The organism is Cohnella sp. GbtcB17, assembly GCF_019091135.1.
Taxonomy (GTDB): Bacteria; Bacillota; Bacilli; order Paenibacillales; family Paenibacillaceae; genus Cohnella.
Genome location: NZ_JAGXJW010000058.1, coordinates 1 through 12,290, shown reverse-complemented (window position 1 = coordinate 12,290; position 12,290 = coordinate 1). Strand labels below are relative to the sequence as shown.

6 protein-coding genes and 1 pseudogene are annotated in these 12,290 nt (G+C 62.3%); all 7 read right to left on the bottom strand.

Annotated elements, in window-relative coordinates; genetic code table 11:
• Window position 1 precedes the first annotated feature (1 nt).
• On the bottom strand, window positions 2–4,621 hold the full coding sequence (locus tag KVT38_RS26380) for a polysaccharide lyase family 8 super-sandwich domain-containing protein (protein WP_217596737.1): 4,620 nt from the start codon (window positions 4,619–4,621) through the stop codon (window positions 2–4).
• A 49-nt stretch (window positions 4,622–4,670) separates the two neighbouring features.
• Window positions 4,671–5,504 (bottom strand): carbohydrate ABC transporter permease, encoded by an 834-nt coding sequence (locus KVT38_RS26375; protein ID WP_217596736.1) that lies wholly within the window; start codon window positions 5,502–5,504, stop codon window positions 4,671–4,673.
• On the bottom strand, window positions 5,489–6,430 hold the full coding sequence (locus KVT38_RS26370; RefSeq protein ID WP_368859163.1) for a carbohydrate ABC transporter permease: 942 nt from the start codon (window positions 6,428–6,430) through the stop codon (window positions 5,489–5,491). The genes KVT38_RS26375 and KVT38_RS26370 overlap by 16 nt, the downstream gene beginning before the upstream one ends.
• 16 nt (window positions 6,431–6,446) lie before the next feature.
• On the bottom strand, window positions 6,447–7,748 hold the full coding sequence (locus tag KVT38_RS26365) for an ABC transporter substrate-binding protein (RefSeq protein ID WP_217596735.1): 1,302 nt from the start codon (window positions 7,746–7,748) through the stop codon (window positions 6,447–6,449).
• 255 nt (window positions 7,749–8,003) lie between these two features.
• Window positions 8,004–9,521 (bottom strand): response regulator, encoded by a 1,518-nt coding sequence (locus tag KVT38_RS26360; protein WP_217596734.1) that lies wholly within the window; start codon window positions 9,519–9,521, stop codon window positions 8,004–8,006.
• A gap of 45 nt (window positions 9,522–9,566) precedes the next feature.
• Window positions 9,567–11,378, bottom strand: a complete 1,812-nt coding sequence (locus KVT38_RS26355) for a sensor histidine kinase (RefSeq protein ID WP_217596733.1) — start codon at window positions 11,376–11,378, stop codon at window positions 9,567–9,569.
• A 389-nt stretch (window positions 11,379–11,767) separates the two neighbouring features.
• A pseudogene (locus tag KVT38_RS34990) lies at window positions 11,768–12,290 on the bottom strand (DEAD/DEAH box helicase); the annotation flags it as partial.

Sequence of the window (12,290 nt, the reverse complement as noted above, 5' to 3'; positions counted from 1 at the left end):
ATTACAGCGTCACCAACAGCTTTTGCAGCTCGGGATTCAGACGCAGGAGGCGGAGAATGACCGTGAACGCCTCGGCCCGCGTGGCGCTTGCGGACGGCTCGAACCTGCCGCCGCCTCTGCCGCCGACGATACCGGCTTTGGCGGCATCGCCTATGGCGGCTGCGGCGTACGAGCGTCCGACGTCCGCGAACGCTTTCGCCGAAGTGCTATCTTCGGCTCCGCCGCCTTGCGCCGCAGCCTTCAGGTCGACGATCCGCGAGAGAACGGCAACGATCTCCTCGCGCGATATCGGCCGATCCGGCCGGAACGTGCCGTCGCCGTAGCCTCCGATGATTCCGTCTGCAGCGAACTTCGTTATGGCCGCTTGCGCCCAGTGCCCGCCGACGTCGTGCAGTTCGACGCCTTGAGCCGCATCCACGCCGATGTCGATGACGCGCGACAGCATCGACAGGAACTCGGCGCGGGTGACGGCTTGGTCGGGCTTCGCGCTGCCGTCCGCGTAGCCTTGAACGACCTGGAGCTTCATCAACGTATGGATCGTCTTTTCAGCCCAATGTCCCGTTACGTCCGTCGGCGTCGCCGCAGGCGGGTTTCCAGGGATATCGACAATCCGGGCCTTGATGGCGTCGCTGATCTTGGCGCCGGATCGGAAAAGCGGATCGCCCGGCGCAGGGGTCGGTTCCGCCGACGGTGTCGGCGTTGGCGATTCCGACGTCGCAGGTGGCGATGTCGGCTCCCCGGACGGCGTCGGCGTCGGCGTCAGTGTCGGTGTTGGTGTCGGCTCTTCGGACGGCGTCGGTGTCGGTATCGGCTCTCCGGAGTCCGCGCCCTCCAACCGCAGCGAGATCGTGAGCGATCTGCCGAGCGTATCCTTCACGTTCGCCTTCAGCTTCACGGTCGGAGACAGCTGCAGCACCTCGATCCGGTCATCCTTGGCGATCAGCCCGGCCGCGCTGCGGTCCAGCTCGAGTTGAATGAAGCCCGTATTTTCAAGCGTCGGATCTGCCACGGCCAATTCCGCCGTTCCCACGGATTCGTCCACCCGGAGCATAACCGATGCCTTGCGGTCCGCCGTCAACTCCCCGGCCGTCGCGGCCTCGTCCCGCCAAAAGTTGAAGCCTGTCACATTCAACTTGTTTTCCTGTACGGCCTGCACGGACGCGTTGTTGGCAATGACGCTCACATCCGGCGTATCGGCATACGCCGCCGTCCGCTCTTCGGATGCGCCGGGCAGTACCACATACTCATAGGCTTCGCCGGCCGGATTCGTGCCGTGCGGCACCCGCATCGTCATATAGTAATCGGACAGCAGCTCGGTCGGCACGGTCGCGGATGGCGGATTGGCCAGCGTAATGTCCGACCAGCGCCCCTCCTGCAGCTGACGCGACACGATCAGCGGCTCGTTCCCCGGGAACACGTAGCCGATGTCGGAGCCTACTTCCACATTGCCGTCCAGATGCGCCCAACGGGCGTCTTCGATAACGCGATCGGCGAAGGTGCCGTCCAATGCCTCACCGTCGACGGAAAATGCGTTGCTGTTGTCGCTTTTCAGCTTGCGCTGCTCGACGATTGTCTCCACAGGCAGCGAATCCGCGCTGGAGATGCCCGCTCCAAGCGCCGCAATCTCGTCGTCGAAGGCGAACCAGGACTTGTACGCGTTCAGCGAAGTGCCCGTCTGCATCAGATTCATGCCGGTGACGCCGTAGCTGCCCAGCGTCGCGCCGCCGGCCCACGAATTGGCGGGCGTCGTCTCGCCGTCCCCGTTCTGATAGTCGGCGGTCCGTCTGTCGCGAACCGCGACCGTCGTCCCAGGCAGGCGCTTCCAATCGACGGTCGCCCAGAAGCTGTCCGCGTATTGGGACAGGTCGCTGTTGTACAAATACGTCATGCCGTCGCCGGTGTACCAGCCCTTCGGATTTTCCCCGTTCGTCAGCTCGTAGGTGGCGATTCGCTTGGAGCTTTTGCTGACGCCGAACAAATAGTCCGCCCCTTGGTGAATGCTTCTCGCCATCCCGTTCAGCTCATAGTGGGCCGGCAGCTCCTCTGCCACAGGGATCGATGCGTCGTTCATCCAGTCCTTGACGGTGTCGGCCAAATCCAGCGGCAGCCGATAGTACGACACGCCCCGCTGCAGCTGGTAGGCGAACTCGCCTTTGACCAGCGCCTTGAGCGCTTCGGCCTGCGAGGCCGGAGCCGTCTGCGCGATGCGGGCGATCCCGGTCAAAATATTGCGCGCCGAATAGTAGGCGTCGCCGGCCGGACGCACGATCGCTCTGCCCCGCGTCATATCGATCGCTTGCCCTTTGTACAGGATCGGCGCGAAGCCCTTGTCGATCCACTCGTAGATGCGGCCGGCTTCGGGCGCCACGGGCTGCCAGTCACTGCCGTTAAGCAGCAGCATCAAGTTGCCCAGTCCCTGGATCAGCACCTCGCCGTAGCTGCCGGTATAGGCGATCGTGGTGTGCTGCACGTAGGAGCCGTCTTCGTAGAAGCCGTCGCCGGATGTCACGTATTCAAAAAGCGGCGTCATGCCGTCCCGCGCCTGCATAAGGCGCTTGTAATTGTGCTCAAGCAGGCCGAGCCGCACTTCGATCAGCATGATGTCCGATCGGTTGGCGCCCGTCTGCGTGAACGAAGGGGACGCGATATCTCCGATATGACGATCGATGCTCGCCGCTGCTGCCTTGATCTGCGTCGGGGTCAGCTCGTCGTACATGAGAATCAGAATGTCCGTCAGCCGGTTCGGAACGCCGATCTGCCAGTTCCACCAGTTGCCGTACTGCGCGGAGGTCGGCGTGTACAGATGCGATTGGAGCCAGTCCAACGCCGCGACGATATCGTCGCCCAGCTGCGCATCCCGGTACAGCGACGTGCCCGGCGTGGCGTAGGCCAGAGCCATCGTTTTAAGCCTGGTGTAGTGCGTGTTGATAAACGTCGAGTCCGTCGGCGAAGCCGGGAGATCGGACCAAAGCGTGCCTCCGCTGCCCGACAGCGCCATGCCCGACCAGTATTCCCACGCAGCCTGGGCATTCGCCCCCAATATGCCTTTGACAGTCGGATCGCTCGTATCGAGGGTGTTTTTGCCGGTCAGCGTCTCTCTCCAGCGGATCCGCAGCTTGTCGTAAGCCTCGGGATCCGACAGCGCCGGCGCGCGTACCCGAATGTCGGCCGTCGCCGACTTGCCGCCGGCAGCCGCAATGATCGTCGCCGTCCCTTCCGACCTGGCCGTCGCCAGGCCGGCGGCGTCCACAGTCAGAACCGACTGATCGCTGGACGACCAGCTTACGTCCGGATTCGTAGCGTCCTCGGGCAGCACCCGAGCGCCGAGCTGCAGCGTATCGTCCAGCATCAGTTCGGCCGGATGCGGGAGAATCTCGACGCCGTCGACCTTGACCTCGGCGGTGACGGTGACCTCCGTCGTGCCGGACAGCGACGGATTCGAGACGGACGTCGCCGTCACATGCGCCGTTCCCGCGGATACGGCAGTCACGTTGCCGGCAGCGTCGACCGCAGCCACTTCAGGCGCGTCGGAGCTCCAGGTCAGCGCTTTTTCCGTCGTATCGACCGGCGCGAATACCGGCTCGATGACCTGCGACGCCGTCTCGGCCAGCGTCAGCGTCGCCGGCAGCTTCACGGATTGAACCGCGATATGCGGCTTCACGTTGACGGTCACCGTCTGCTTGAAGCCGCCGTCCGCGGCAACGACGGTCAGCTCCGCCTGCCCCGCGGCGACGCCGGTTACGCGGCCGTCCGCTACGGCTGCGACGTCAGGATCGCTGCTGCTCCAAGTGAGCCGGGCATCGGACGCGTCGGCCGGCAGCGCGGAGGCGGCAAGCGCGGCGCTATCCCCGACGGGCAGCTCCAGCGATTGGGCCGGCACCGATACGCCGGAGACCGGCACATAATCTTTCAGCAGAACGTTGTCGACGTACAGGTGGTTGACTTGCCCGCTCTTGAACGTCTGAAGCAGGTACAGGTGCCGAACGTTGGACCAGCCTGCAGGCAGCGTGCGCTGACCGAGGTACGCTCCGTTCACGAAGTAATCGACGTTTCCATTCGCGTTGTCCACCAGCAGCTTGAAGTCGTACCACGTGTCGACCGCGTAGGGGGCGAGCGGCTGGCCGTCCGCGCCGTTGATCGAGCCGTTATCCGCAAACGAAACGACATTCGCGTTGGTCGTCGCGGAAGTCGACCCGCTGTTCAGGCTGCGGAGCTGGATGTCCCGCCTGGCGCTCGTACCGCTCACGCGCAGCGAGGCATCGAGCTCCACCTTGCCGGTCAGTCCGGTCGTTCCGCCGAGGTTGTTGCGCGCCGTCTGGACGTTTTTGGCGGACGAGACGAAGTGCAGGCTGTAATCGCCCGCATCCCTGCCCGGTCCCTGCTCCGCCGCCACGTAATCCGTATCCGTCTGCGTGTTGGAGATGTTCCAGGTGCCGACCGCGCCGGTATAGGTCGTGCCGGCGTACATGTACACACTCTTCGGAACGGAGCCCTCGTCATAGTTGATTTTCACATATTCCGCGCCGGTCGCATGGACCGCACGAACGCCGCCCGCAGGAGCTGCCAGCTCGAGCAAGAGTGCGCATAGCAAGATTACACGACCAAAGGCTTTCATCGCCATGAATCCCTCCCGATTGCGTCAACCTGATTGGCAAAGCGCGCTCGGCGGGCTAGCCCTTCACCGCGCCGACCGTCAGACCCGATATGAAATACCGTTGCAGGAACAAAAACACGGCGACGACCGGAATGAGCGACAGAACCGCGCCTGCCATGATGAGCTGCGTCTCTGACGTAAATTCGCCATTAAGCGAAGCCAGGCCGAGCGGCAGCGTCTTCAGCTTGTCGCTGAACAGGTAGATGAGCGGCGCCTGGAAGTCGTTCCACACCGAAGCGAATACGAAGATGCCGAGCGTCGCCAGTCCCGGCTTCGCCAGCGGCAGGATGATGCGGGCGAAAATGCCGAACTCCGAGCTGCCGTCGATGCGCGCCGCCTCGGACAGCTCCATCGAGATGCCGGTGAAAAACTGGCGCATCAGGAACACGCCGTAGGCGCTGAAGCTTTCCAGCAAGATCAGGGACCAGTGCGAATCGACGAGCCCGAGCGACCGGACGACCATGTACTGCGGGATCATAATGACCTGGTAAGGAATCATGAACGCCGCCAGGTAGATGATGAACAGTTTGTTTTTGCCCGGAAAGGCCAGACGCGCAAACGCGTATCCGGCGAGCGAGCAGGTGATCAGCTGTCCTAGCGTGACCGCCACCGACACCTTGATCGAATTGAAGTAGTACAGCGGAAATGGAATCGTCGTCCACAGTTCCGCGTAATTCCCCGGCTTGAACACTTTGGGAATCCACTGGATCGGATACGCGAACACATCCTCCTGGGGCTTGAACGACGCGGAGACCATCCAGACGAAGGGGAAGATCATGACGATCGACAGGATCAGCGCGACGACATAGACCGGCGTTCTCGCTGCGCCGCGACTTAGTAGTGAACCCATCGTTTTTCCCCCTTAAACTGCAAGTACGTGATGAGCATAACGATCAGGAAAAGCACGATCGCTTCAGCCGAGGCGTACCCGAATTCGCCGTTGCGGAACGACATGGCGTAAATATCGTAGACGAGCATCTTGGTCGAACGTCCCGGTCCGCCGCCGGTCATGATGTAGACGAGATCGAACGACTTGAACAGGCTGATGATGCAGGTGATGATGACAAAAAAAGTGACCGGAGACAGCATCGGCAGCGTGACGCTGCGGAACTGCCGGAAAGCGCCTGCCCCGTCGATCCGCGCCGCCTCGTAATACTCCGAGGAGATGCCCTGAAGGCCCGCCAGAAATAGCAGCATATAGTAACCCGCCATCTTCCAGACCGTGATCAGAATCAAGCTGAACAGTGCCCAGTCCGAGCTCGTCAGCCAGCCGGGCGGGTTGTCCGTGAAGGTTTTGAGGAACATGTTCAGCGGCCCCTGCGACGGATTCATGATCGCCTGCCAGACGACCGCGATCGCCACGAACGACGTGATATGCGGGAAGAAAAGGGCGGCCCGGAAAAAGGCCTTGCCCTTCAGCTTGCCGTTGACCAGCATCGCCAGCAGCATCGCCGCGACGACGACCAGCGCGCACGAGGCGAACGTGTAGACGAGCGTGTTGCTGAGCGAGATTCTGAAGTTGCTGTCCTGCAGCAGCCGGGTATAGTTGCGAATGCCGTTCCACTGCATCGGATTGTAGCCGTCCCACTTCATGAAGCCGAGCACGAAGGCCATCAGCCCGGGAATCGCGATGAACACGGCGAACCCGATCAGGTTGGGCAGGATGAACAGATAGGCCGTGCGGGCTTCGGGCGTCAGGAACCGCCTGATCGCCCGCTTCGGCTTCGTTGCCGAATCCCCGCGGGTCGCGGTCGCTTGCAAAGTTTTGGCGTTCACTGGACCCACTCCTTGCTTATTCCGTTATTTCTTTGTCGCGCCTGCTCTTGATATTGTCGATTGCCTGCTGCGGCGTGATCTCGCCGAGCAGTGCGCGGGAGCCCTCTTCGTCGAGAATGATGTCCATCTGCGAGATGCCCGCGCGGACTTCGCGCTCCGGCACCGGGATCAGATTAAAGATCGCGTCAAGGTTGACCGAGTCGTTGGTGAAGTTCTGCTTGAACACTTCCCGGACGGTCTCCGCATTCGAGGCCGGCGTCTGGTACTTGGCGACGATCTGCTGGCCTTCCTCGCTCGAGATGAAGCCGATCCACTTGATCGCTTCCGCCTGATGCTTGGCGTTTTTGTTCACGCCGCTGACGACGACCGCCGACAGGCTCGTCTTGTTGGCGACGCCTTCCGGATGCGGCGAGTACGTCATGCCCCATTCGAAGTTCAGCTTGCCGTCCTTCTTGTCCTGCTCGAGCATGCCGGGGAACCAGGTGCCGGTGTATACCATCGCGACCTTCCCTGTCAAAAAGGCGGTGCGATAGTGCGCGTTGGTGGCGGTGTTCTCGGCGATGCTCGCCTGTGCGCCGGAATCCGTGAGCGCCTTGCGGTCCTCGAGGCCCTTGAGGAACGGCGACAGATCGTCGGCATACAGCGAAGCGCCCTGCTGCACGCCTGCGGCGTACCACGTCTGCGCCCAGTTCGGCATGAACGAGCCCCAAATTTTGTCCTGACCTTCGCCCTTGGTCATTTTTTTCGCGAGCTCGAAGTACTCGTCCCAGGTCAGATCGTCGTCCGGGTATGGCACGCCCGCCGCATCGAACAGGTTTTTGTTGTAGTACACCGCCCAGCCGTCGTTGCGGAACGGCAGACCGTACAGCTTGCCGTCGATCTTGACGTTGTCGAAGTATTGGCTGACCGACTTGAACGCGTCGGCGTTCGCGCTCACTTCGTCGTCGAGCTCGGCAATCCGGCCCGTCGAAGCCAGCTTGTAGTAAGAGGGCATATCCTTGAAGGCAAAGGCGTCGACGTCGCCGCCGCCGGTGAGCGTGACGGTCAGCTTTTCGTTGTACGTATTGGCGTCGTTCGTCAGGAAGTCGACTTTGATATTCGGGTTTTCCTCCTCGAACTTCGCCTTCAGCTCCTCGTACATGCTCTGCGAGGCCGAATCGCTCCAGAACATGAACTTGATCGTAGCCTTCTCGGCGGAAGGCGCCGCCCCGCTCGCGCCAGCGCTTCCCGATGCGTTGTCGTTTCCGTTCGAACCGCAGCCTGCCAGGACGACGGCGGCCAAGCCGAGCCCTGCCGACGCTTTGTACCATTTGGACATGTTGTCTTTCCCCCATTCGTTTGTTTGGATAGATCGGTTGATAAAACTGATTATAGGGGCGTCAAGCGGTCGAGTCGTTAGATCAGCTTTAGATTTATTGTGCTGCAATCCATAAAAATACGCTTACATCTGCCCGTTCACGTCATGTTAAATGACATGATCCGCCATATGCAAGCGTTTTGTATGCGTCGTTTGACTCGTCTTCATTTCATTGTGCTAATCTTCAGGCCTGGCTTGCCGCGACGGCCGATCGCTTCAACCGTTCAGGAAGCCGTTGCGATATTCGGTCGGCGATTTGCCCGTCGTCTGCTTAAACAACCGCGAGAAGTGGCTCAGATTCGGCATGCCTACCCGCTCTGCGACATCCTGGACGTACAGATCGCCCTGCTTCAGCAGCTCCTTGGCGCGTTCGATTCGATAGGCCGAAATATAGGACATCGGCGTATCGCCCGTCTTCTCGCGGAACAGCGTCGCGAAATAATTGGCGTTCAGGTGCGTCGCCTCCGCCAGACGCCGCAGCGTGATTTTCTCCCCGTAGTGCTCACGTATGAAGCGCAGCGCCGCATCGACCTCTCTGCTCGTTCCGGTTCCGGTCCCGGTTCTGCCCCCCGTCGCGCGTACGAGCAGCGCCGCCGTCTCCCCGATGAGCTGCTCGGCCGTGCGGCTCGCCTGAAGCCGGCCGATGAACGAGTCGGGGCCGGTCATGCTGTCTTCATGCCAGACCTCCTTGGGCAGATGCCTCACCAGCAAAAAAGACAGCTCCTGCACCAGCCGCCTGGGGTGCACGCCGCGCGCGTCGGCCTGGCGAATCGCATGCTCGAGCGCAGTCAAAAAGTCGTTGCCGCGCAGCGCGCCAAGCAAAAAAGCGAGCTCCTCCTCGAGCGCCGTGTCGAGCGCGGCCTCGCGGCGATTAAAAGCGCGCTTGCCGGCATAAGCAAGCTGCCTTCCCGCCCCTGCATAGAACAAGTCCTCCTGAAGCTCCTCCGCTTCCCGCAAGCCTCGCTCCGCCTCCCGCGGCAGTTCGATCGGCGAGCTAGCCAGCACAGTCAAGCCCGCTTCGACGCAGCGCGCCGGCAGCTCCCGCTCCTCCTCGCTTCCGTGTTCGAGGATCGCGTGCATTCTTTTTTCCACGTCCAAGAACAAACGCCCCTCCGCAACTGCGCCTGGAGAGACAGGCCCCGGAGCCATGTCGCCCGACATAAGATCAAGCTGAGACTCCGCTCCGGCGTCCAGAACGATATGCCACGTCCAGCGGGTTTTCGCATCTTGTCCGGTCATCTGCTTCGTCACCCATTGAACCGGTTCCAGCACCGCGGACAACGGCTGAAGCCGGGGCTCCTTCGCGTCGCCGTCCGCGTCCTCGTGCCGTACCGCCGGCTCGGCGTTCTGCCTGCGGTCCTCGACCGCCCGGCGCAGCCGCTGCAGACAGTCGCCGATCTCCTCGGGAGACAGGCGAAGCTTGTCCATATACTCGAATACGCCGAGCCGGATGCCCTGCTGCACGAGCTCGAAGTCGGTATGGCTGCTCAGGATGCAGATCGGGATCGTCGGCGCGAGTTCGCGAATGCGGCGAATGAAGGTCAGTCCGTCCATGACGGGCATGCGAATATCGGTGAAAATCACGTCCGGCTTCAGAACCTCGAACCGCTCAAGCGCCTCCTCCCCGTTCGTCGACTCCTCGATCACCTCGAAACCTTGGCTTTCCCACGGCACCCGCAGCCGCAGCGCCTCTCGCACCAGCCATTCGTCTTCTACCAGCAGCACGCGAATCATCTGGATCTCTCCTCGTTGTCGAATAAGCTTCTCATCGTGCCCATGCTACAGCGGCCTGTCCGGCAGCGTGATCAGGACGCGGCTGCCGCGGCCCGGCTCGCTGTCGAAGGTCAAACCGAACGCTTCGCCGAAATGAATGCGGATCCGCTTGCGGATATTGGCAAGGCCGAGCCCCGAATAGGACAAGTCCTGCCGCGTCGGCGCGTCGTCCTCTTCCGGCGACACGTCCGCGCTGCCCTTTCCGTTGTCCGTGACCTCGATCTCGATCGTCCCGTCCGACTCGTAGGCCTGTACCCAGATAAGCAGCGGAAGACTGGCATCCATGCCGTGATAGATGCTGTTCTCAACCAGCGGCTGGAGCAAAAATCGGGGCACCGCCTGCTTGCGGAGCGACGGCGGCACGTCGACGATGACCTGGAACCGCTCCGGGTACCGGATCTGCATAATGCGCACATAATGCTCGAGCGCTGTCAGCTCTTCCTCGAGCGGAATAAGCGGCCGGTCTGCATAGATGCGCGATGACAAAAAGTAGCCCAGCGAATGAATCGCGTCGCGAATCTGCTCGGTCTTCCCCATGAGCGCGAGTCCTTCGATGGACGCCAGCGTATTTTTAATCATATGGGGATGAATTTGCGACAGCAGCGCCTGGAACTCCAGCTCCAGCTTTTCGCGCTGCTCCTCCTGAATCTGCGTCTTCAATTCCCCCAGATCGTCCGTCATCCGCCGAAATGCCGTCTGCAGCAGCCCCAGCTCCGGGTCTGCCCGAATCTCTCCGTCGCCGCGCCATTCCCCGTCCGCCCGCCACTCTCCGCTGCCCACCTGCCTCATCATTTTAACGAGCTGCTTGACCGGTCTGACGATGCGCCCGATGAACAGGTGGCCGAGGACAATCGACAATACGGCACCGGCCGCCGTAATAAGCAGCAGCAGCCGGTTGACCCGCTCCAGTCCGGCCAGCATTGCTCGATACGGAACCGGCTTGATATACACCGTGTCGCTGAGCAGGCGCCCCGCCAGATAGACCGTGTCATCGGCTCCGCCCGACGGATGAATCACTTCGCTCTCCTCTCCCCGATCGGCGCCGCGCGCAGCGGCTCTCACTTCCTGCGGCAAAGCCGCTGCGTCCCCTCCACCCGGCGCATGAACCACGCCCTCATGAATGAGATAAATGCCCGCGTCGGAGAAAAAGGCCGAGTTCGGCGCGCTGATCACAATTTTGCCGAGCAACGTGTCCGTCCCTTGCAAATAGTAGTTCGCGACATACGAGATCATCCCGCCGCCGTTCGAAGCGAAGGTAAAGTCCGGATGGGAAAAAGACCAGTAAAAATCGCGGCTCGCCTCCGCATTCACCACGTCCTGAAAGGCAGCGCTCCGATTCAAATAGTCGGCCAGCGATTCGCCTCCGCCGGTCTCCCAGTTCACGAAGGCTTTGCCGTTGTAGCCGACGACCGTCACGAGCGGCGTCGTCTTGAATTCGACGAACACGTTTTTGTTCAGCATCGAGTTGAATGCGGTCCACTCGTTCAGGTACTGGCGGATATTGTCGGGGGAAGCGTTCGGATCCATCATCCGCGCCATCCCCTCTTCGCGGATCAGTGCGCCTGCGAGCTGCTGGAAGGCCAGCAGCTTGCGGTCGATCTGGGCGATCTCCCGCTCGAGCGACTGCGATTGGATGCGCGTCGCCTGGGTGATGATGATGTTCCTCGAAACCTGGTATACAGTCGTGCCGATGGCGGTCATCGGTACGACGCCGAGCAGGAGCAGGACGACGATAAAGCGGGTGCGCAGCGTCCACTGCCCGATCCCTCTGCCGATGCGTATCACTTGCGGCGACACCTCGTTTGCGCCGGCCGGCATGCCGGCGCCGCCGACGCGCGCTGCCGCGCGGCCGGGCTCCCGTCATGCAGCCGGAGATGGACGCATCGTAATCCCTAATCCGGCTTTTTGTCAAGGCTCGGCCTGTGCTGACCACACTTGCGGAAGCCACGCGATCGATATTGCGGCGCGCGCAAAAAAGGAATGTCCTGCGGCCCGCAACGGGCATGCAAAACATTCCTTCGTATGGCGCGACGGGGCGCGAAGCGGGTATCTTGTAAACTCGCGCGCATCTAAGACGACCGTTGTATCACGCACTTTCTCCTTGTGCAGGATACGGGCGGCCGAGGCGATTGGAGCAGGCGGCGGAATTCCGCTCGCCGCTCCTTATCGGGATCACGCGCCAATCGCTCCCTGCGATACGCGCGCTATTAAGAACGGCGCGTATCCGTCGGCTGCGCCTTCAGCGAAAACGGACGCGGCCCCTGGTGCGGCCGTCCCGCCTGCTGCTGGCGCGCGCCGCCCTGCGCCTGGCCCGCGCGTCCTTGCGGGGCCGCGCCGCCACGACCCGCTTGACCGGCCGGCGCCTGGCCCCGGCCGGAGCCGCTGCCTGGCCGACTCTCGCCGCGCGGCTGGCGGCCGCTCTCCTGCCTGCCGCCGGCTGCGCCTTGACGGCCTGCTCCAGATCCAGAGCTGCCGCCGGCCGCATCCGGACGCCCGCCACCTTGGCGCCCGCGTCCGCCGCCGCGCTGCCGCTCGCCCTCTTCCTTCGGCTCGCTTGGCGCGGAGCCCAGCGGATACGGATGCCCCTTGACCTCGGGGATCTTCTTGCCGATGAGCTTCTGAATATCCCGCAGATACGGCAGCTCCTCTTCCTCGCAGAGCGAGATGGCGGTGCCGCTAAGACCCGCGCGGCCGGTACGGCCGATACGGTGCACGTAAGTCTCGGGCTCG